The following is a 21,294-nucleotide window of genomic DNA, read 5'->3' as shown; positions in this document are numbered from 1 at the left end:
ACGCCGCCACCTTCACCCACGCCGCCACCTTCACCCACGCCGCCACCTTCACCCACGCCGCCACCTTCACCCATGTGCGGCCACCCTCACCCCTGCCGCCCGTTATCCACAGCCCCCACTACCCACCCACCCGTTAATCCCCAGAACCGCGTTCGGAGCCCCTCCACCTCCCGCCCCTCCACCAGAGTTGCCCTCCCGACCTCGCCCCACCACCACCCACTTACCGATGCACCCACCGACGCACCGACGCACCGACGCACCGACGCACCGGTGCACCGGTGCACCGATCGACCGACTCACCCCCTTTCCGGCTGGGAGGCCTGACCATGAATCGCCCATTGGTCATCACCGAAGACCATGCCCTGCTCGACGACCTCGTCCGCATAGCCGCCGCGGCCGGGGCCCAGCTCGACGTGGCACACGTCCCCGCCCACGCCCGCCCCTTCTGGAACCTGGCCCCACTCGTCGCCATCGGCGCCGACCAGGCGGACGCGGTGGCCACGACCTCACCCCCAGCCCGAGACCAGGTCCTCCTCGTCACCCGAGATCCGGAAGACCAGGACAGCTGGCGAAAATGCGTGACGGTAGGCGCTCAATCCGTCGTCACCCTCCCGGCCGACGAACGCCGCCTCGTCGACCTGTTCGCGGACGCCATGGAACCCGACCCCCGCTCAGGGTCCGTGATCTGCGTGATCGGCGGCAGGGGCGGAGCCGGCGCCAGCGTGCTCGCGGCCTGCCTGGCCCTGAGAGCGTCGGCCGACCACCTCCGTACCCTCCTCGTGGACGCCGACCGCCTGGGCGGAGGCATAGACGCCCTGCTGGGTCACGAGGAGGCGCCGGGCGCCCGCTGGGGAGACCTGGTGGCCAGAGAAGGCCGGATCAATTCCAGCGCGTTGCAGGCGGCGCTCCCCGCGTTCGGCGACCTGGCCGTGCTGTCCTTCCACAGGGGCGAGGTGCCGGCGATCCCGGCCCAAGCCATGCGCTCGGTCCTCGAAGCGGGCAGACGGGGCTTCGACCTCGTCGTGGTAGACCTGCCCAGACACCTCGACCCGGCCGCCATCGAAGCCCTGACGAGGGCGAAGACCACGTTGACGGTGGCCACGGCCGACGTGCGCGGCGTCCTGTCGACGGTCCAGATCCTGTCCGAGGTACGCAAGCACACCGCCGATGTCCGCGCGATCCTGCGCCCGGGCGTCGTCGACGACGAGACGGTCATGATCTCTCTGGGCATCCCGTCCGCCGGCACCCTCCCCGACCAGCCCAGGCTCACCGCCACCCTCAACCGGGGCGAACTCCCCAGACTGGGCCCCCGCACCGTACTCGGCGCCCTGTGCGCCTCCCTCCTGCGCGACCTGCTCCCGACGCCATGACGACGCCCGGCACCCTCCGCACCCGGCAGGCTCCCCCACCCTCCGACGGCGTGGTCTCACCAGACCTGGTCGAAGCCGTCCGCATCCGCCTGGCCCGTACCGGCGTGGAGCCCAGCGCCGCCCAGGTGGCCGTGGCTCTGCGAGCCGAGAAGTCGGTGTACGGCGACGCGGAGATCCTCGCCGTGGCCCGGGCCCTCTGCGCCGATCTGATCGGCGCGGGGCCGCTGGAGCCCCTCCTGGCCCGGCCCGATGTGACGGACGTCCTGGTCAACGGCCCCCGGGAGGTGTGGATCGACGACGGCATCGGCCTGCGCCGCACCTCCGTCACCTTCGCCGACGACGGAGCCGTCCGCAGGCTGGCACAACGCCTCGCGACCGCCGCGGGCAGACGCCTGGACGACGCCTCCCCTTACGTGGACGCGCGCCTTCCAGGAGGCGTACGCCTGCACGCCGTACTCCCACCCGTAGCCTCCGGCGGCACCTGCGTCTCCCTGCGCCTGCCCCCACGCCGCACCTTCACCCTGACGGATTTGGTCGCCGCCGGCACGATCGCCCCAGCCGCGATCCCGGTGCTCACGGCCATGGTCACAGCCCGGCTGGCCTTCCTGGTGAGCGGCGGCACCGGCACAGGAAAAACCACTTTGCTGTCCGCCCTGCTCTCCCTCGCCGACCCAGGCGAGCGCCTCCTCCTGGTGGAGGACTCAGCCGAACTCCGCCCCCTCCACCCACACGTCGTCCGCCTGGAAACCCGCCCAGCCAACCTGGAGGGCGCGGGCGGGGTGGAGCTGCGTGATCTCGTACGCCAAGCACTCCGCATGCGCCCCGACCGCCTGGTGGTCGGGGAGGTGAGAGGCGCCGAGGTAGTGGATCTACTGGCCGCCCTCAACACCGGACACGAGGGCGGCTGCGGCACCCTCCACGCTAACGCAGCCGCCGACGTACCCCCACGCCTGGAAGCCCTGGGATGCGCGGCGGGCCTGACCAGAGAAGCCGTACACAGCCAGCTCGCAGCGGCCCTGGACGCGGTCATCCACCTCACCCGCAACCGCTCAGACGGCCGCCGACGCATCGCGGAGATCTGCCTCCTCTCCAGAACACCCTCGGGCCTCGTCGAGTCGATCCCAGCCCTGACCTTCACCCCCACAGGCCACCCACACCCCGGCCCCGCCTACGAACACCTAACAACCCCAACCCACCGCCCAAACCCCCCGCCCACACCCACCCGACCCAACCCAACGCCGCTCAACCCCTCACCCCGTTCACCCTCGCCCAGCTCCTCACCCCGCTCATCCCGGCCCAGTTCCTCGACCCGCCCCACCTCCACCCAGCCCTTCGACCCGCCCCACCTCCGCCCAACTCCTCGACCCGCCTCAGCTCCGCCCAACTCCTCGATTCGCCCCGACAGTTCTTCACCCCGGCCCAACTCAGCAACTCCACCGAGCCCCAGCCCCACCACCAGCCGTCCGAAGCCCAGCCACGAAGCCCAGCCACGAAGCCCAGCCACGAAGCCCAGCCACGAAGCCCAGCCATGAACCTCAGCCCCGCACTCGACCTAGAACTCCGACGGCGCCCAAAACCCAGCCCCCGACTTAGCGTCGCACCCGGCGTAGCGTCGCGCTCTGCATAGCGTCCGACGGCGACCTTCGGCCCAGCGCCCACCACATTGCGAAGCGAACCCTCATGACCAGCGCATTCCTAGCCGCACTGTCCACAGCCTGCGCCATCTGGCTGTGGACAGGCCCCACCGTGGCCACCACCCGCCTGAGCAGACTCCTGAGGCCCTCACACGACCCCAACTCGCCGCGCAACCAATCCAAGCTCCTCACCCGTCCCAGCCCCGCCCGCCGAGCCGAAGCCTGGCGACGAGCCTCGATCGAGCTGTGCCAGTCCATGTCGGCGGAGCTCTCCGCCGGCCGTACTCCGAGCGAAGCCCTCACCAGAGCCGTCACGGCGGTGGAGTTCCCCGAGCCCGACCTCCTCCGCCCGATCATCGCCGCAGCCAGGGACGGCGGCGACGTACCAGCAGCCCTGACCTCCTCAGCCCCACCCCAGGGAGGCGAGGGCCTACGTCAACTGGCCGCCTGCTGGGAAGTCGGCACCACGGTCGGCGCCAGCATGGCCTCCTTGGTCGACCGGGTGGCGCACACGTTACGAGCGGCCCAAGCCCACCGCCAGGACGTCGCCGCACAACTGGCAGGCCCACGCACCACAGCCAGAATGCTGGCCCTGCTCCCAGCCCTCGGCCTCCTCATGGCAGGAGCCCTGAACATGCACCCCCTGGACTTCCTGTTCGGCAGCATCCCGGGCTTCATGTGCCTGATCGCGGGCATCGCCCTCGACGCCTGCGGCCTGTGGTGGACCAACCGCATGGCCACCCAATCCCAAGCCTGACCTCACCTCAGCCGTCCTCTGCTCGAACCACGTCCGCCCAGGCCGTGCTGGCTCCCCCTCCACCCACCCCGCACTGGCTGGTGCATCTCCACCTCACCCACAAGAACACGAACGCAAGCCTCCACCACGGCCCGACAACGAAGGCGCCGAGTCCACGATGATCCAACTGCTGTCCGCTCTGTGCGCCGGAATGGCCGCCTGGCTGTGGTTCTCCTCGAAGATCCCCACAGAACGCCTTGCCCGCCTACACCCACAGACCGATGCACCCCGCACCCCCACCACACCCCATCCCCAACATCCCCAAAGCCCTATAAGCCAGTCCAACCACCACTCCCCAGATGGCAACCAGCCCCCTCCGTGGCTCACCACCCAAGATCCACGCCGCCGTCCGAGCCGCAAAACCCTCGTCATGGCCACCTGCACGGGCCTGATCTCCGGGCTCCTGATCGGCGGCTACACCGGCCTGATAAACGCCATACTCATCACCCCGGCAACGGCACTCATCCTCCACAGAAAGGAACCCCAGCGAAGCCACCACGACCGCCGCCGCATCACCACAGACCTGCCCTTCGCCGCAGACCTGATGACCGCCTGCCTCCGAGCGGGCCGCCCCGTGAGCGCCGCCACCGAAATCACCGCCACCGCGATAGGCGGTCCTTTGGGCGATCGCCTGACCTGGGTGAGCAGCCAACTACGTCTAGGAGCCGACCCCGAACCAACCTGGGCCGCCCTGGCCGCAGATCCCGCCATGGGCCAACTGTCCCGGGCCATGAGCCGAGCAGCTCAGACCGGCGCCCCCGTAGCGGACGTCCTGACCCGCCTGGCAGACGATGCCAGGGAGGCAGCGAGAGCCACGTCCGTCGCCGCAGCAAGAAGCGTGGGCGTGAAAGCAGTAGCCCCTTTGGGCCTGTGCTTCCTCCCCGCATTCGTCCTACTCGGCATCGTCCCGGTCATAGCCGGCTTGGCCTTTACCATCACCCTCCCATAACGCCCCCACCCGAACCCCGAATCTGCGGCCCCGAACCCGACCCGCGAAACCCCGAACCCGCGAATGACGAAGGGCGCGGCTCTTCCTCAGCAGTGGCAGAGTTCGAACCGGGCGCACCCAGAGCGCGAGCCACACACAAATCCTTTGAGGCCATAACCGAGCGCCGACTACGTTGATCCGACATGGGTCGAAGCCGTCCTCCCCGCCGTCTCGTCGTCGGATCGCTCACCTACCACTGGAGAGCAGGTCACCGTCACGAGCGTTACCAGGCCGAGGCAGATCTCCCACGGTGCGACGACTGCCGGGAGGTTCTGAGTCTCCGGCAGGCGGGGGCCCGGGGCCGGTTGGTCATCGTCTTCCGTGAAGGGCCCGGCCGTCTGGTCAACGACGGCATGTTCCACGACGGCGGAGTGCTACGAACCAGCGACCACGCCTACCTCAACCTGCACCGCCCAGGGGTCGTCCGTGCCTTGCTGGACGAAGCCCTGGAGCGCGGCCACGACTTCACAACTGCCGAGACAACCGAAATCGACGGGTGGGAACTCATCGACGGCGCACTGGGACGCCTGTGTCCACCCACTGCACGAGCCGACTCCGAAGTGCGGTGAGATCCCCGTCCTCCAGCCCGTGCGCACGCAGATGAGCTTCAACATCCAACCCATCCAGCGCGCCCAGTAGAGCAGCCCGAGCGGTCGTGTTCTTACTCGCGAGGATGCCGCGAATCTCCTCGGTCTGGTCATCAATACCGAGCGCCTCGAACAGCGGAGGCAACCGCTCAGTGCTCAGCTCGTAATCCGCCGCGATATCCGCAGGCGCCACCCCGGCCAGAGCCAGCAACAACATCACGACAAGCCCGGTGCGATCACGCCCAAGCCCGCAGTGAACGAGCACTCCTCCCGGCCGCGCACGAGCAACGGCCGCGACGGCCGCCGCGCACTGCCGCGCCTTCCGCTCGATGAAGACCCGGTAGTAGAGCGGCGAACCATCGAGCCGGTTGTCCCACAGGTAGTTCCAGAACGCAGCGTCCGCGGCATCATCCAGCGGTACGCGCACAGTGGTCAGGCCGGCCGGCCGATCCCACTGATCCTCCCGGCGTTCGTCGTCATTACGCAGATCGACCACGGTCCGAACCCCGTGTCCGACGAGCGCCGACCACCCCTCTGAAGTCAGCCTTTCCGGATTGTCCGAACGAACTACGGCCCCACCACGAATCGCGCCGCCTCCGGCCACCGGTATGCCGCCGAGATCCCGCACGTTGAAGCATCCCTCCCAATCGAGATGCCGTACAACGTTCACAGAGCCCTCACCTGCAGAAACCACACCCACCTCGGGCATATGCGTGGATTCGTTCATGCATCTTCAGACGCGCCTCCGCAGACCTTTGTTGTCTCGCGTCGATCAATGAGGACTGTCCGCCAGACGCGGTGTCCGCTAGATGCGGTGACCGCCAGACGCGGGGATGCCAGCCCCCAGGCTGGGGTGCTTCGGCTCCCAGCCGAGCGCCTGCCGGGTGTGGGCGCTCGCCGCACCCGCCCCGTTATCCACAGCCGAGCACTCCAACGCCGCACTTATCCCCAGAACGCCGCTCGGCTGCCCAGCTCCACCCCCGCCTCAGCGATTCTTGGGCTCCCGCCGGGCAATCCACCGGCCCTCGACACCTGGAGGCAAGATGCGCAGTCCCGCCACCACGTCAGACAACATCGAAGCCACGCCAGACCACGCCTACCTGACCAAGCCCGCTCATCCACGCGGTCACTTCATCCGCAGCCCGACAGCCACCCCGTCTTCGCGCCCCAACTCGAAGCCCGCAGCGACACGCCCCCAAACACCCAGCCTCATCACCAAGGCCCACAAACCCCACACAGCCCCACAAGCCGCCACCGTCCAAACCTCAGCGCAAGTGCGCCCCTCAGCCCAAACGCACAGGCCATCCCAGACACGCAGGTCAGCTTCCGCCCGACAGCAAGCCCTGGTCTCAACTCAAGCCTCGACCGCAGCCTCGACCCAAGCCCTCACCCCAGCGTCAGCCCAAGCCTCAACTGATGCGCCAGCAAAGACACCGACCCGGGCGTCCGCTCAAACGTCGACTTCAACGTCAGCCCAAGCTGCCATCTCACCATCAGCTCAAGTGACACCTACAGCGCCGGCTCAGGCGTTCGCTCGCGCGTCGAATCGAGCGTCCACGCAAGCTGCTCCCATCCAAGCGTCAGCGTCAGTCCCTGCGCCCGCGTCAGCCTCAACCCACAGCCCCGTGCCCAACCGGCCCGCCGCCCGAATCACATGGCCGCGTTTCAGCAAGTGGGTCCACTACGCGGCGGTCAATCGAGAGCGCGGCATGTCCACCGCCGAGTACGCGGTCGGAACCATCGCAGCCTGCGCTTTCGCCGCACTCCTCTTCAAAGTCGTAAGTAGCCCCGAAGTTCAGGAAATGCTGACAGCCCTCATCAACCGAGCACTTAACACCACCAAGGGATGACACCCCGCAACCCGGGGACCTCCATGAGCGCCAAGCGGACGGCATCGCGCGGCTCGGTCACGGCCGAGACCGCCGCGATGCTGCCCGCGCTCATGGTCGTCCTGGCGGCCGCGCTGTGGGCCATTCAGACGGTCAGCGTCCAACTCGAATGCGTGGACGCGGCCCGCGCCGCCGCCCGAGCCGCAGCCAGGGGCGAGCCGCTGGACCAGGTCCACGACTTCGCCCGAGCAGTCACGAGCCCGAAGGCGCAAGTGGTCATCACTCGCGACACGGAGTTCACGAAAGTGCAGATCACCGTAGAAGTGCGTCCTTCCTGGGCCCAGTCCCTCCCGGCGGTCAACGTCTCGGCCACAGCCACAGCGAGGACCGAGCCCTGGCCCGACAAGGGCGATGCTCCCGACCAATCGGCCTCAACGTCCATCCTCGACTGACAGGAGCTGTCCCAGCATGCAGTACGAACGCGGCTCGGCCACCCTCTGGGGCGTGGCGCTCATGGGCCTGCTGATGGCGATCGGCACGGCGTTCGCGACCGTGGGTTCCGTGCGCGTCGCCCGCCATCACGTCAACGGCGCGGCCGACCTCAGCGCCCTGGCCGCCGCCAAGCTGGCGTTGACCGATCCAGAGGGTGCCTGCGACAGAGCTTCCGCAGTGGCCGCCCAGAACGACGTCGAGCTGACGCGATGCGTGGTCAACGACGACTTCGCCGACGTCTGGACCGCGCTCCCGATCTCGCTCCCGTTATTAGGCACCCGCACCCTGACGGGCAGATCCCGTGCCGGCCCGGCAGACCCCACCCCTGGGCGAACCCTTACCGTTCACGGACAAGCTGAGCACCCGTGACGGTGAGCGCTCATCGGCAGAACATGCCCGGTGCGATGCCCGGGCCCTCGCACCACGACAGGACGTGCGTGATGTGCTCGGTACCGGGTCTGTGCGGATATGACTGCTTGGGCGGCCAGGTGATCCGTGCGGTTATGGACGTGCCGGGTGATGCGCAGAGGAGATGTTGATTGCGGCGCCACCCGGTGGCCGATCAATCGGCCGGCCCGCACCGCCAATCGGTCGGCCCTCACCACACCGCCAATCGGTCGGTCCCCACCGCGTCGCACGGTCAAACTCGGCGTCCTGGCCGCCCTCGCTCAGCGCATCGTGGTCCGCTGTCACACCAATGACGTGACCTGCGAAGAGGGCGTGGATTGCCTCAGTCGCCACCTTGCCCTGGCCGGCCGCACCTGATCTGCTCCTCACCCAGCACGGCGTACACCGCCCCGACTTCGCGGGTACCTGGCCGAGCGGCTACGACGAGGCTGGCGAGCCCTACGCCTCCGCCTGGCAGGTCGGGTCGGGCGCAGGTGGGTCGGGTCGTGTGCTGTCGGGTCAGGTCGGGTCGGGCGCGGACGGCCGGCCGGGTTGTGGCGGGTCGCATGCCCAGAAACCCGCCCCATGCTTTGTGACGGTTGGGGCTTGCGGGGCTAGGTCGCAATCGAGTCACGACTTCTTGGACGTGGTGTCCAAGAGTTGGTCATGTCCCGTAAGGTTCCGCTTACCCTCGGTCCATGCCGTATGTGACAGGGAGTCTGGGAGAGCAGGAACGCAGTCGCTAAGGTGCGGGTCCAGGGACGGTCGGTGACCGTATCGGCCGGCGCACACTGCACTTCCGGTCGTCGCGTGAACGCCCCGAGGGTGCTCAGGCGGCGCGAGGCTCTCGTTGGAGGAAGCGTCGTGACGGTAGTCGGCAGAATGGTGGCCGCGGGGACGATTGCGGCCGGATTCCTCGCCTTGTGCGGACCCGCCCATGCGGCCGTTGCGACAGGACAAACGGGTTATACGGGGCATGGTGCGACCGCGGGTTGGGCGCAGTCAGAGTGGAGAGCCGGTCCTTCCGGCATGGCCGGCTCGACCCGGCGGGCTGACTCGGCCTGGCGGGCCGACTCTGCGGGGCAGATCACCTCGCCGTCTGACGGCCAGGTGGTTTCTAGCTCTTCTGTCACGGTTTCGGCGCGTACGGGGCTGATGCAGCTGACCGTAGGGCTGTACGTGGAAGGGCCCTCCACGCCCAGTCAGAAGGTCGCCTCCGGCGGAGCCAACCAGACGATCTCCGGGACGTTCGAGGCCGGCGATGCCCCCAACGGCTCGTTCACCGTGATCCTCAAGGGAGAGATCACCGGGACCAGATACGCGAGCAGCACGTTCAAGCTGCGCCGGCCCGCGGAGGCGCCGGGGAACGTGCAGGCGAGCAAGCAGGGGGCCGAGAAGGTCGCCGTGACCTGGAGCAAGGGATCCGAGCCCGACCTCCAGTCCTACGAGGTCTCCAACACGCAGTCCGGCGTCGTCGGGAGGCTGCCTGCCGACAGCGCGTGCTCCGGTTCCTCGTGCAAGGCGGTGCTCGCCGTGCCGCCCAAGGCGGCGGGGCAGAGGGTGGGCTTCACGGTGAAGGCCTTCCGGGGGGACGGCGACGGCGGGTCGATCGCCTCGGACGACTCGGCGGCGGCGTACATCGCCTTCCCCGCCGCACCGTCCGCCCAGCCGACGAAGAAGAAGACGACGACCGACGGGCGGCAGACGACGAGGAGCAGAGACCCCAGGGGCGTCGAAGCGCTGCCCACTCTGCCCGCCAGGAGGCAGGCCGTTCCGTCGGCCAAACCGACGACCCGTAAGCCGGCGACGACGAAGCTTCCCGGCATCCCCGACGCCGATCCGAGCGGGAATCTGCCGATCCCCGACGCAGACCAGCAGGGCGAGAACGGTGGGCTGGTTCCGGCGGACGCGAAGGGCGGCGACGAATCGGCTCCGGTGCAGAGCGACGGCGTGAAGGCCCAGTCGAGCGAGTCGCCGATCGGGAACATCGGGCAGTACGGACTGTACGTGGCGGGAGGAATCGTCCTGCTTCTGCTCGGCGCCCATGCGGGTGCGTGGGCGCGGCGGCGCGCGCTCGCCGCCGAAGGAGGCGGTTCTACTCGTCCACCTGCGGCCGCTGTCCGGACGAGCGCACCGACCGGCGTGGTGCCGCCGGCCGCCCAGGTCGTCACCGGGGCGGAGGGTGCTCAGGCGGATGGCGATCCATCGCCGGCGGCGTCCGTGCGGCGCCGGCCCGCGGTCATTCTGGCGGTGGCCAGGACCCGCGTTCCCGAGGCGGCTCCGTCCCGCACCGCACGACCGGACCTCGACCCGGACGCCGGCCTCGGTGTGAAGAAGTCTCTGTCGGCGTCGGGCATGCAATCGCCGCAGGACGCTGGGGGACGGCAGCAGGCGGTGGCCGGTGAGCTGCCGTGGGAGATGCATGAGCGTCAACTGGATGACGCCGATGGGTCCCCCTCGGAGGACCGAGGGCACGAGGGGGAATCGGTCGATCGTTCGTCCTCCGGGGCTCGTGGGCTGGGGGAGGAAACGGCTGGGCGATTGTCGGCCGACGCTCGTAGGCGAAAGGAAGGGGCGGCTGATCGGCCGTCGTCCGATGCTCGTGGGCATGAGCAGGGGGCCGTGGGTCGGTCGCCGGCCAACGCTCCTGGGCGGGAGCGGGAAGCGGCTGGTGAGGTGCGTCCCGGGGCGACTGGGCGGTCGGCGAGGACCGTCGGTGAGCCGCCGTACAGCGTTCGGAAGCAGCGTCTGTCATCGGGCGCCGAGCAGTCGTCGCGTGGCGAGGAGTCTGCGCGGTCGTCGTTCGGTGAGGGGGCGGGGCGGTCGCGGGTTGCGGGGGCGCCGTCGGATGGTGCTCGTCGGTCGGCTCATCTCGCTGACTCGGGGTTCTACCTGCCCGGGCCGTCGGCGCGGGCCGCGGCTCCGTCGCCGTATGTGGCCGGGGCGTTCTCGGTGCACGTCGATGTGGAGCACGTACGGACGAAGGACGTGGATCACTTACGGACGCGGGACGGGGTGCGGGGAGGGCAGGAGGCGCAGGGGGTGGCGGTGCGGCTTGCGCTTCCTCGGTCGGCGGTGACGGAGGTGTCCGAGCCGGCCGCGGCGGCGCTTCCCGCGCGTCTTGAGGAGCGGTGGGACGACTACCTGCCGCCCTCGCCCAGGTCCATGGAGGACAGCGGGTTCTGGGAGCGTCCGCAGCCAGGGGCGGCTGATTTCTGGGCGGCCGATGATGATGCGGTTGAAGGTGACGATAGGGACGGGTCGCGGAGTTTCGTGGGACGTCGGCATGTAGGGGGCGAGAGTTAACGGGTTTGCCGGTGCGTGGAGGTGTTGGTCAGATCGAGGGGCGTTCGAGGGTAGGTGTGGGCTTCCTTCCTCCTTCGCTCTGAAGTCCCCGAGATCCGGCAGGTGGCGGTTGCCGGCGACTTGGAAAGCGATCTGCTCTTGTTGGTGTGTTTGGTGCGGCATCCCTTGTCGGGGTGCGTTGTCGCGGTTTGTGGTTCATCGAGGGGTGAGGAGGGTGTCGAGGAGGCGGACGGCGCCGCGCTTGTGCAGGGGTTCGTTGCCGTTGCCGCACTTCGGGGACTGGATGCAGGACGGGCAGCCCCGTTCGCACTCGCAGGACAGGATCGCCTCGCGCGTGGCCGTCAGCCAGTCCGTGGCGCGGGCGTAGCCGCGTTCGGCGAAGCCGGCGCCGCCCTCGTGGCCGTCGTACACGAAGACGGTGAGCAGGCCCGTGTCGGCGTGCAGTTCGGTGGAGACGCCGCCGATGTCCCAGCGGTCGCAGGTGGCGAAGAGCGGGAGCAGGCCGATGGAGGCGTGCTCGGCCGCGTGGGCCGCCCCGCCGAGGTCGATGCCGGCTTCGGCGAGTGGGGCCACCGCGGAGGCGGGGAGTGTCCACCAGACCGCTCGCGTGCGGAGGGTGCGCGGCGGCAGGTCCAGAGGCTCGTCGCCGAGCATCTCGCCCGACTGGAGGCGTCGTTTGAGGTAGGAGACCACTTGGCGGGTCACCTCGACCTCGCCGAAGTGCAGGGTGCCGGAGCCGAGAGCGGTGGAGCGTTCTGTGGCGAGGATGGAGATGTCGGTGATGTCGCGGGCGAACGTCGTGTAGTCGGGATTCGCGCTGGAGACCAGGGCCACGCCGGCCTCCAGGTCCAGGAGCTCCACCAGGAATGTTTCGCCCTGGTGGAGATAGATCGCGCCGGTGTGGACCGTCGTGTGCGCCGAAGGCTCGTCCACACTGCCCAGGAGGCGGCCTGTGGACGACTCCACGACCTGGATGGGGGCGCCCCCGCCGCCGCGGATGTCGGCGAGGTCGGTGGCGCGCTCGCGCCTGGTCCAGAACCAGCCCGCCGGACGCTTCCTGAGCAGGTTCTGCGCTACCAGGTCCTCGAGCACGTCGGACGTGGTCGGGCCGAAGATCGGCAGGTCGTCCTCGGTCAGCGGGATCTCGGCGGCGGCGGCGCAGAGATGCGGGCCCAGGACGTACGGATTGCCCGGGTCGAGGACGATCGCTTCCACGGGCTGGCCGAACAGGGCCTGGGGGTGGTGCACGAGGTAGGTGTCCAGCGGGTCGTCCCTGGCGATCAGTACGGCGAGGGCGTCCTGCCCGTCGCGGCCCGCTCGGCCCGCCTGCTGCCAGAGGGAGGCCCGGGTGCCCGGCCAGCCTGCGATCAGGACGGCGTCGAGACCTGAGACGTCTACGCCGAGTTCGAGGGCGTTCGTGGTGGCCAGGCCCATGATGGTGCCCGCGCGCAGGGCCTTCTCCAGGAGGCGGCGGTCTTCGGCGAGGTAGCCGGCTCGGTAGGCGGCGATCTTGCTGGGGAGGTCGGACAGGTCGGAGGAGTCGAGGTTGGAGCCGTGGTGTGGAGCGTCGGGGATTGCCCAGGTCAGGGGACTTTGCGGGGCAATGGGATCTTGCTGTCCCCGCTGCGCTTGCTGTCCTCGCCGGAGAGGGGAGTCGGTTGTGTGCGCGGTCTGGTGTGAGGTGGGGTCGGGTGCCTGCGTAGAGGTGGTGTGGGGGTTGGGGGCGTGCGTGGCGGGGGCAGCGGCGTGGGTGTTCGTGGACGTGGGGGCGTTTGTTGGTGTTGGGAGGAGAGTGGGCGGGGTGTGCTGGGCGGTGGGGGTTGGGGTGGGGAAGGGTGGGGAGATGGAGAAGGCTACGTCGGCGAGTTTGGCGCGGGCGGACAAGGCGACCGTTTCGGCTCCTCGGCGGGAGCGGATGAAGGCGAGCGTGCGTACGTCGGCGAGGACGAGGTCCGCCAGGAGGTCGGCCGCCTCGGCCGTGGCCGTACGGCGCACAGGGGCCCCTCCCTCGCCCCGTAGCTCCGTCAGAGGCGGCTCCCACAGCGCGATGGTGGTCGACCCCTTGGGCGAGGCGTCCACCGTCACCTCGTCCATCTCAAGCCCCGTCAGCCTCATCGCGAACGCCCCGGGCTCGCTCGCCGTCGCGGAGGCGAGCAGGAACGTCGGGCGGGAGTTGTAGCGGGCGCAGGCGCGGCGCAGGCGGCGCAGGATCTGGGCCACGTGCGAGCCGAAGACGCCGCGGTAGCCGTGGCACTCGTCCACGACCACCATGCGCAGCCGGCGGAGGAACGACGACCACTGCGCGTGGCGGGGCAGGATGCTGCGGTGCAGCATGTCGGGATTTGTTAGGACGTAGTTGGCGTGCTGGCGTACCCAGGTGCGTTCCTCGAACGGCGTGTCGCCGTCGAAGCAGGCCGCTCGTAGCTGGGTGATGCGCAGTTCGCGCAGGCCGCGGAGCTGGTCGGCGGCCAGGGCCTTGGTCGGCGTCAGGTAGAGGACGGTGCCGCCGTCGAGGCACGAGGCGACCGCCGGAGTGAGGTACGCCAGGGATTTTCCCGATGCCGTGCCCGTGGAGATGATCACGTTTCGGCCACGGAATGCCAGGTCGGCCGCTTCGTACTGGTGAGGCCAGAGTCCTGTCACCCCGCGGTTCGCCAAGCGCGTAACAAGTACTTCAGGCGTCCAATCAGGCCATTGGACTTGACCCGCCTGACGTGCTGGAACATGCTCCACATGGGTGACACGCTCGTGACGTGCGGGAACGCCGAGCAGGTGCTGGAGGAGTGGACCTGCCTGTTGTGGGGAGGATCCGGAGGAAGTCACTGTTTCCAGTCTCGCATCGGTGGGCAGAGTCGCCGGGAATCGTGATTTCGTATAGACACAAGCCAGGCGCGTGGTTGAATGCCGCGCGTCGGGGTCGGACAGTCTGGGGCCACGCTCCAGACTGCCAGGCCCGCAAGAGTACTTTCGCAGGCGAGGCGCTGGAGGATCTGTGGATCTGAAGTTGGATCACCGCACCGAAGATCGACTCACCATCGTGGAGGTCGAGGGTGAGATCGATGTCTACACGGCGCCGAGATTGCGTGAGCTTCTCATCGACCTGGTCAACAAGGGCAACTTCCACCTTCTTGTGAACATGGAGAAGGTCGACTTCCTCGACTCCACGGGCCTCGGGGTCCTGGTCGGGGGGCTCAAGCGGGTTCGTGCGCACGACGGCTCCCTGGAGCTGGTCTGCACGCAGGAGCGCATCCTCAAGATCTTCCGGATCACCGGTCTGACCAAGGTCTTCGGGATCTACGCTTCGGTCGACGAGGCCAAGGAAGCTCACGGCAAAGACAAGTAGCATGGCTACCGTCGAGCTGACGTTCAGCGCCCTTCCCGCCCATGTGCGGACCGCCCGGCTGGTCGCCACGGCGATCGCCCGGCGCACCGGCGTGGAGGAATCCCTGCTGGACGAAGTCAGGCTCGCTGTGGGGGAGGCGTGTTCCCGGGCAGTCGAGGCGCATCGAGCGCACTGTCCGGGCGAGCCCATCCGCATCGAGCTACGTGACGACTCCGGGCGGTTCGAGGTCACGGTCAGTGACTCGGCCCCCAGCGATGAGATCAAGCAGGAACAGCCCCTCGACCTCGGCATGCTCTCCGACTCCTTCATGTCGAACTTCGGCATCGCGGTCATCGAGGGTCTGGCTGATGACGTCGAGGTGTTCCCCAGCCCCAAGGGGACGAACATCCGGATGAGCTGGCCGGCGGCCGTCGGCGTCTGACGGCGGCGTGCGATCGGCCGGGTCGGTTTGGGTCGGTCGGGCCAGGCGGCTGTCAGGTCGTTCGGCCGTTCGGTGGTTCTCGGGCGGTTTCGGGTGGCCTGGTGGGGTTCCCTCGGTGTTCCACAGCCCCGTCTCGCGTGGCCGACCGGTGTCGTTGAATGTCGCGGGCTTGGGCGAGGTCGAGAGGCTGAATGAGCGAGAGTCTGGGCGGGGAAGGGCACGGTGACCCTGCCGTATGGGCCGGTGCAGGGCCTCGGCGGGAGGTGCCGGTCTCGGGTGGTGGCGAGCGCCTGGTACGGGGCTGCGCACGGCTATGGGTGGAGGCGGCCTGTTCAGGGCTGGGTGGAGCAGCGTGGATATACGCCCGTTCAGGGGTGAGCGGGCTCCAGAACTCGTGCTCGTGCGGGAGTGAGCGGGCTCCAAAGCTCGTGCGGGGGTGACGCGGGGTCGCACTGAGCTTCCACCTGTGCGAGTGAGCGGGGCTGCAGGGAGCCTCCGCGTGTACGGGATGAGCAGGGTTGTAGGGAGCCTCCGCGTGTACGGGGTGAGCAGGGTTGTAGGGAGCCTCCGCGTGTACGGGGTGAGCTGGCATGGCTTGCGGAGACGCTCGTACGGGGACGAGGGGATGCGTGCCTGTACGGGTGGGCCAGCCGCGAAGGACGCAGGCGGTTCCTGTGCGGCCGGCCGTGAGCCCCTCATGACGTCTGGAACTCGGACGCGTTCTCCTTGGTCGCCACCTTCACCGGCACCGCCACCGCCTTCTCGACGGTCTCGCCCTTGGCGAGCTTGACGGCCGCGTCCACCGCCTCCTGGCCCAGCAGGCGGGGTTGCTGGGCGATGGTGGCGGCCATCGTGCCGGCCTGGACCGCGGCTATGCCGTCCGGGGTGCCGTCGAAGCCGATCACCTTGACCTGCTGCCCGGCCCTGGCGCCGAGTGCCTTGATCGCGCCCAGGGCCATCTCGTCGTTCTCCGCGAAGACGCCCGTCACGTCAGGGTGTGACTGGATGAGGTTGGTCATCACGTCCAGGCCCTTGGTGCGATCGAAGTCGGCCGGTTGCTTGGCCACGATCTTGATCCCGGGATAGGCGGCGATGCCTTCGGTGAAGCCCGGCCTCGGTCGCGGGAGGCGGACGTGCCGGGGGTGCCCTGGAGGACGACCACGGTGCCCTTCTCGCCGAGTTGCTTGGCCAGCTCCTGCGCGGCCAGTTTTCCGCCCGCCACGTTGTCGGAGGCGACGGTCTGCGCCACCTCGGCTCCGTTGACGCCTCGGTCGGCGGCCACCACCGGGATGCGCACGCGTTCGGCCGCCTTGACCGCCGGTGCGGCGGCGTCGGAGTCGACCGGGTTGATGATGACCGCCTTCATGTTCTGGCTGGTGAAGTTCTGGACCTGGTTGACCTGCTGGGAGGCGTCGTTCTGGGCGTCGGTGACGGTCAGCGTGGCCCCGAGCTTCTTGGCCTGGGCCTGGGCGCCGTCGCGGAGCTGGACGAAGTACGGGTTGTTCAGCGTCGACACCGACATGCCGATCTTGATGTCGCCCGCGCCCGGGGGTGCGGTGGAGCCGTCCCCGCCCCCCGAGGTGCCGCAGGCCGCCAGCCCGAGGCACAGGCACAGGGAGAACATGGTCAGGCGGAGTGCGCCTGGAGGGGTTCCGGGTAGTGCGCCCCGAGTTGGCGCGGGCCTGTGGCGCGCGGGTCGCTGCCGGGGCGCGGCCAGGTCAGGTGCGGGTCGGTGGCGGGCCGGCCGGCCGGGCTTGGGCGGGCTTGGTATGGGAAAACGCATGGTTTCGCTCCTAAGTGGTGGTCCTGCGGCGGAGGGTGTCGACGAGGACCGCGAGTGCGATGACGACGCCGATCACGACCTGCTGCCAGAACGCGGACACCGACAGCAGGTTCAGGCCGTTGCGCAGGACGGCCAGGATGAGTGCGCCGACGAACGTGCCCAGCGCCCGGCCCTTTCCGCCGGACAGGCTCGCTCCGCCGATCACCACGGCGGCGATGGCGTCGAGTTCGTAGCCGGCCGCCGCCTGTGGTTGTGCCGAGGCCAGGCGGCTGGCCAGGACGATCCCGGCCACCGCGGCAAAGCCCCCGGACAGTGCGTACGTGATGAGCTGCTGCCGGTCCACCTTGATGCCCGACAGCCTGGCGGCCTCGGCGTTGCCGCCGATGGCGTACATGGCACGGCCGGGGTAGGTCCGGTTGAGGATCACGGCCGTGATCACGCCCATGATCACCATGACGATGACGGGGATCGGCAGGTAGAGGCCGATGGTGTCGCCCAGGTGGGAGACCGCCTCCGGCATCGCGATCGGGCTGCCCTGCGAGACGACCAGGGCCAGGCCGCGGGCGATGCCGAGCATGGCCAGCGTCGCGATGAACGGCGGCAGCTTCCCGTACGCGATCAGTGCCGCGTTGACGAGGCCGCACACGACGCCCACGGCCAGCGAGATCACGGTGGCCAGCGGCCACGGCACCCCGGCGGTGGTAGCGGTCCAGGCCAGTGTGATCGCCGACAGTGCCGCCACCGAGCCGACGGACAGGTCGATGCCGCCGGTCACGATCACGAACGTGGACCCGAACGCCAGGATCGCGGTGACGGCGGCCTGGACGCCCACGTTGAGCAGGTTCGTCACGCTGAGGAAGTCGGACGACAGCAGCGACAGCGCCACGACCAGCACGACGAGCGCCGCCAGCGCGCCGTTCTCGGCCAGCCAGGCGGCGGCCGGTGACCGGCGCGCGAGCACGTCAGCGGACATGGGCATGCTCCATCGGCTGCACATCAGTGGGCATGGGAATCCTCCGTCGCGGCCAGGTCAACGGGCGCGGGACCTTTCCATCGCGGGCATGAAAATCCTGCGTCGCGAGTACGTCAGCGGGCACGGGATCCCTCCACCTCCGTGACGGCCAGGGCCATCACGTCGTCCTGGGTGGCCTCGGCCGCGCGCAACTCCCCGACCAGCCGCCCCCGCGCCATGACCAGGATCCGGTCACTCATCCCGAGCACCTCCGGCAGATCGCTGGAGATCATCAGCACCGCGTGCCCCGAGTCGGTGAGGGCGTTGACGAGCTGGTAGATCTCGACCTTGGCCCCGACGTCGATGCCCCTGGTCGGCTCGTCGAGGATGAGCACGTGCGCGTCGGCCACCAGCCACTTGCCGATGACCACCTTCTGCTGGTTGCCGCCGGACAGGGTGCGCACCTCCTGGTCGAGCCCCGTCATGCGGATGCCGAGCCGCTCGGCCACCTGGGCGGCGGCCGTGCGCAGCCGGGTGCGGTCCACGAAGCCGGCGCGGGTGGCGTCGCGCATGGTGACCAGGCCGAGGTTCTCGCCGATGCCGGCGCCCAGCACCAGGCCCTGGCCCTTGCGGTCCTCGGGCACCAGGCCGAGCCCGGCCTCCATGGCGGCGTGCACGTCGCCGGGCGGCAGCCGTTCGCCGCGTACGACGACCTCGCCCGCGTCGTAGCGGTCGGCGCCGAAGACCGCGCGGGCCACCTCGGTGCGGCCGGCTCCGACGAGCCCCGCCACGCCCACCACCTCGCCCGCGTGCACCTCGAACGACACGTCGTCGAACGCGCCCGCGCGGGTCAGCCCCGACACCCGCAGCAGCGGCTCGCCCCGAGGGGACGGGCGGCGCGGGTACTGCTGGTCGATGGGCCGGCCGACCATGAGCCCGACCAGTTCGTCGCGGCCGGTGTTCGCCGGGACCTCGGCCACGGACCTGCCGTCGCGCAGCACGGTCACCCGGTCGCCGATCTCGGCGATCTCCTCCAGGTGGTGGGTGATGAAGACGATCGCGACGCCCTCTTCGCGAAGCTGCCGCACGATGGTGAACAGCTTGGCGACCTCGCTCGTGGTGAGCACGGCGGTGGGCTCGTCCATGATCAGGATGCGGGCGTGCAGCGCCAGTGCCTTGGCGATCTCCAGCATCTGCATGCGGGCGATGCCCAGCCGGGCGACCGGGGTGCGCGGGTGCACGTCCACGTCGACCCGGTCGAGCAGCCGGGCGGCGTCGCGTTCCATGCGGGCGACGTCCACGAAGCCGAATCTGCGCGGCGGGCGGCCGAGCGCCAGGTTCTCCGCGACCGTGAGCTGCGGGACCAGGTTGAACTCCTGGTAGATGGTCGCGATGCCGAGCCGCTGGGCGTCGCCGGCCGAGTGCGGGTGCACGATGCGACCGTCCATGCGGACCAGGCCGCCGTCGGGGCGGTAGGCGCCGGAGAGGATCTTGATGAGCGTGCTCTTGCCGGCGCCGTTCTCGCCGAGCAGAACGTGGACCTCGCCGGTGCGCAGGCTCAGGTCCACGCCGTCGAGCGCGACGACGCCGGGGAAGACCTTGCGCAGGCCCTCCGCTTTGAGAATCTCCTCCCCGCTCACATAGTGTGATTATCCGTTACGACGAGTGATGAACCATGGAGAAGTGAGCGGCCCGCGTCCGGGAGGGGTCGGGCGCGGGCCGCATTCACCCGAGGGTGGTCAGGGCTTGCTGATGCGGACCGCGTCCGCGATGACGTAACCGGTGCCGGACGTCCACCGGCTCACGCCGACCACGTTCTGCGTGCCGGCGCTCAGCGAGAACGTGCCGATGCTGCGCCAGGCCCCGCCTCCGGAGCGCTGGTCGACGTAGACGGTCTGGTTGCCGCTCGACGTCGCCACGATGTACGGCGCCGAGCTGTTGTAGCCGGGATCGGCCGGGTACCAGACCTCGACCTGGTAGGTGCCGGCGCTGGGGATGGCGGCCGAGTACCAGGCCGGGTCGCTGGCGGCGACCGGGTCGGCGAAGCGGTAGTCGGCGCCGTGACGCTGGCTGGAGTAGGTGGAGGTGCCCCAGTTCGCGCTGGCGGTGAACTGGCCGGAGGTGGCGTTGTCGACCGTGGTGGTCCACGAGGGGGTGCCGCCGCCACCGGTCACGTAGTTCATGTACGTGGTCCAGTTCCAGTGCGAGCCCGGGTCGGTGTGGGTCGCGCCGGGGACCTCGTTGTGGCCGATGATGCCGGTCCGGTTCTTGGGGATGCCGTACTTGTCGCACAGGGCGCGGGTCAGCGCGGCGGAGGCCCGGTACATGGCGTCGGTGAACCACGAGGCGTCGTTGACGAAGCCCTCGTGCTCGATGCCGATCGAGCGGTTGTTGTAGGAGGAGTTGCCGGCGTGCCAGGCGACGTCCTTGTCGCGCACCATCTGGGTGATGGCGCCGTTGGAGGACTTGACCACGTAGTGCGCGGAGACCTGGGCGCTCGGGTTCTGGAACCAGGAGATGGTGCCGGCGTACGAGCCCTGGGTGACGTGGATGACGACCTTGTCGATGTTGTAGCTGGTCTCCCGGTCGGAGACGCGGTAGTTGCTGGAGCTGGCCGCGACCCAGGCGGCCGGCGGGTAGTCGGGGCTGGCCACGGCGGCCTGGGCGTCCACGCCGCGGGCGTTCAGGTCACGGGCCTTGGCCAGGTCGCCACGGTCCGCGGTGACCTCCTGCGGCTTGACCCGCACGCCGCGCACGTCGATGCCGAGGCCGAGCCCTTCGTAGACGGCGTCGGCGTACAGGCGGGCCAGTTCGGGGGAGGAGGCGTTGCCGTACGCGGCCACGGCGGAGTACCAGCGGCCGGCGTCCTTCCTCGCGGTCTCGTCGAGGCCGAGCTTGTCGGCGTGGGCGCGCAGCACGGCCGCGCCGCCGAGGATGTTGGCCGCGTCGTCGGACTTCAGCTTGTCGGCCGGGAGCCCGGTGAGGTCGGCGGCTCGTTCGAGCGAGTGGTTGGTGGGGTTGCTGACCAGGTGCATCACGCCGTAGCCGCCGCTGGCGCTGGGCTCGCCGGCGTGGCCGTCGAGGTGGGTCTCGGCGTAGGCGAGGGCGACGAGCAGGTCACGGGGTACGTCGTGCGCGGCGGCCGCCTTGTCGAACGCGGCCGGCAGTGCGGGCTCCTTCGCCTGCGACCAGGCGGGCTGGCCTGCGGCGACGAGGATGACGGCGAGGATCGAGGTGGCGAGGGCTGCTAATCGCGTGCGGGCGAGAGTCATTGGGGTGCTCCTCGTTCACAGGTGACGGGTGCAACTTACGGCAGCTTCTGACTTATGTCGATAATTGACATTAAGTCTGAGTTAGGTGAAACTTTTCGCCCAGTCATGCGGCGCCCGAGATTGGGCCCCCGCGA

Annotated in this window: 16 protein-coding genes and 1 pseudogene; 10 read left to right on the top strand and 7 right to left on the bottom strand. The window is 69.4% G+C overall.

Going from position 1 to position 21,294, the window contains the following annotated elements:
* Window positions 1–326: 326 nt before the first annotated feature.
* The 4 genes and pseudogenes from ssd to ABFX54_RS21050 all read left to right on the top strand — a co-directional run bounded on the left by ssd (window position 327) and on the right by ABFX54_RS21050 (window position 4,749).
* Window positions 327–1,370, top strand: a complete 1,044-nt coding sequence (ssd, locus tag ABFX54_RS21065) for a septum site-determining protein Ssd (protein ID WP_346107220.1) — start codon at window positions 327–329, stop codon at window positions 1,368–1,370.
* A pseudogene (locus tag ABFX54_RS21060) lies at window positions 1,367–2,539 on the top strand (TadA family conjugal transfer-associated ATPase); the annotation flags it as partial. The gene ssd and the pseudogene ABFX54_RS21060, both read left to right, overlap by 4 nt.
* Window positions 2,540–3,050: 511 nt before the next feature.
* Complete coding sequence (locus ABFX54_RS21055; RefSeq protein ID WP_346107219.1) at window positions 3,051–3,761, top strand: type II secretion system F family protein; 711 nt, start codon at window positions 3,051–3,053, stop codon at window positions 3,759–3,761.
* 409 nt (window positions 3,762–4,170) lie between these two features.
* On the top strand, window positions 4,171–4,749 hold the full coding sequence (locus ABFX54_RS21050) for a type II secretion system F family protein (RefSeq protein ID WP_346107217.1): 579 nt from the start codon (window positions 4,171–4,173) through the stop codon (window positions 4,747–4,749).
* A 543-nt stretch (window positions 4,750–5,292) separates the two neighbouring features.
* On the opposite strand, the gene ABFX54_RS21045 is transcribed toward ABFX54_RS21050, so the two are convergent.
* Entirely contained in the window at window positions 5,293–6,102 is an 810-nt protein-coding gene (locus ABFX54_RS21045; protein ID WP_346107215.1) for a tyrosine-protein phosphatase, read from the bottom strand.
* Between the two features lie 106 nt (window positions 6,103–6,208).
* On the opposite strand from ABFX54_RS21045, the gene ABFX54_RS21040 reads away from it, so the two are divergent.
* The 4 genes from ABFX54_RS21040 (at window position 6,209) to ABFX54_RS21025 (ending at window position 11,389) form a co-directional block, all read left to right on the top strand.
* On the top strand, window positions 6,209–7,225 hold the full coding sequence (locus ABFX54_RS21040; RefSeq protein ID WP_346107213.1) for a DUF4244 domain-containing protein: 1,017 nt from the start codon (window positions 6,209–6,211) through the stop codon (window positions 7,223–7,225).
* On the top strand, window positions 7,222–7,656 hold the full coding sequence (locus tag ABFX54_RS21035) for a TadE family type IV pilus minor pilin (RefSeq protein WP_346107211.1): 435 nt from the start codon (window positions 7,222–7,224) through the stop codon (window positions 7,654–7,656). Before ABFX54_RS21040 ends, ABFX54_RS21035 begins: the two co-directional genes overlap by 4 nt.
* Before the next feature lie 16 nt (window positions 7,657–7,672).
* The gene (locus ABFX54_RS21030) at window positions 7,673–8,065 is read left to right on the top strand and encodes an Rv3654c family TadE-like protein (protein WP_346107209.1); all 393 of its coding nucleotides are present in this window, start codon (window positions 7,673–7,675) and stop codon (window positions 8,063–8,065) included.
* A gap of 882 nt (window positions 8,066–8,947) precedes the next feature.
* On the top strand, window positions 8,948–11,389 hold the full coding sequence (locus ABFX54_RS21025) for a hypothetical protein (RefSeq protein WP_346107207.1): 2,442 nt from the start codon (window positions 8,948–8,950) through the stop codon (window positions 11,387–11,389).
* Between the two features lie 195 nt (window positions 11,390–11,584).
* On the opposite strand, the gene ABFX54_RS21020 is transcribed toward ABFX54_RS21025, so the two are convergent.
* A complete protein-coding gene (locus ABFX54_RS21020) occupies window positions 11,585–13,972 on the bottom strand; it encodes a DEAD/DEAH box helicase (protein WP_346107206.1) in 2,388 nt (795 codons plus the stop codon).
* Between the two features lie 409 nt (window positions 13,973–14,381).
* Between ABFX54_RS21020 and ABFX54_RS21015 the strand changes: the two genes are divergently transcribed.
* Both ABFX54_RS21015 and ABFX54_RS21010 read left to right on the top strand, forming a co-directional pair.
* Window positions 14,382–14,732, top strand: a complete 351-nt coding sequence (locus ABFX54_RS21015; RefSeq protein ID WP_043629845.1) for an STAS domain-containing protein — start codon at window positions 14,382–14,384, stop codon at window positions 14,730–14,732.
* Between the two features lies 1 nt (window position 14,733).
* Window positions 14,734–15,153 carry an ATP-binding protein gene (locus ABFX54_RS21010; protein WP_346107204.1) on the top strand — a complete coding sequence of 140 codons (420 nt, stop codon included), beginning with the start codon at window positions 14,734–14,736 and terminating at the stop codon, window positions 15,151–15,153.
* A 695-nt stretch (window positions 15,154–15,848) separates the two neighbouring features.
* Here the strand turns inward: ABFX54_RS21010 and ABFX54_RS21005 are convergent.
* The 5 genes from ABFX54_RS21005 to ABFX54_RS20985 all read right to left on the bottom strand — a co-directional run bounded on the left by ABFX54_RS21005 (window position 15,849) and on the right by ABFX54_RS20985 (window position 21,160).
* Window positions 15,849–16,220, bottom strand: coding sequence for a substrate-binding domain-containing protein (locus ABFX54_RS21005; protein WP_346107202.1), 372 nt, complete (start codon window positions 16,218–16,220; stop codon window positions 15,849–15,851).
* Window positions 16,172–16,777, bottom strand: coding sequence for a substrate-binding domain-containing protein (locus ABFX54_RS21000; RefSeq protein ID WP_346107200.1), 606 nt, complete (start codon window positions 16,775–16,777; stop codon window positions 16,172–16,174). The genes ABFX54_RS21005 and ABFX54_RS21000 overlap by 49 nt, the downstream gene beginning before the upstream one ends.
* A 169-nt stretch (window positions 16,778–16,946) precedes the next feature.
* Window positions 16,947–17,909 carry an ABC transporter permease gene (locus ABFX54_RS20995; RefSeq protein WP_428834543.1) on the bottom strand — a complete coding sequence of 321 codons (963 nt, stop codon included), beginning with the start codon at window positions 17,907–17,909 and terminating at the stop codon, window positions 16,947–16,949.
* A 113-nt stretch (window positions 17,910–18,022) separates the two neighbouring features.
* Complete coding sequence (locus tag ABFX54_RS20990; RefSeq protein ID WP_346107198.1) at window positions 18,023–19,528, bottom strand: sugar ABC transporter ATP-binding protein; 1,506 nt, start codon at window positions 19,526–19,528, stop codon at window positions 18,023–18,025.
* 99 nt (window positions 19,529–19,627) lie between these two features.
* The gene (locus tag ABFX54_RS20985; RefSeq protein WP_346107197.1) at window positions 19,628–21,160 is read right to left on the bottom strand and encodes a golvesin C-terminal-like domain-containing protein; all 1,533 of its coding nucleotides are present in this window, start codon (window positions 21,158–21,160) and stop codon (window positions 19,628–19,630) included.
* Window positions 21,161–21,294 lie beyond the last annotated feature (134 nt).

This window comes from Nonomuraea maheshkhaliensis (genome assembly GCF_039529435.1).
Taxonomy (GTDB): Bacteria; Actinomycetota; Actinomycetes; order Streptosporangiales; family Streptosporangiaceae; genus Nonomuraea; species Nonomuraea maheshkhaliensis.
The sequence above is the reverse complement of the archived record's forward strand: the minus strand, read 5'-3'. Positions and strand labels throughout refer to the sequence as shown.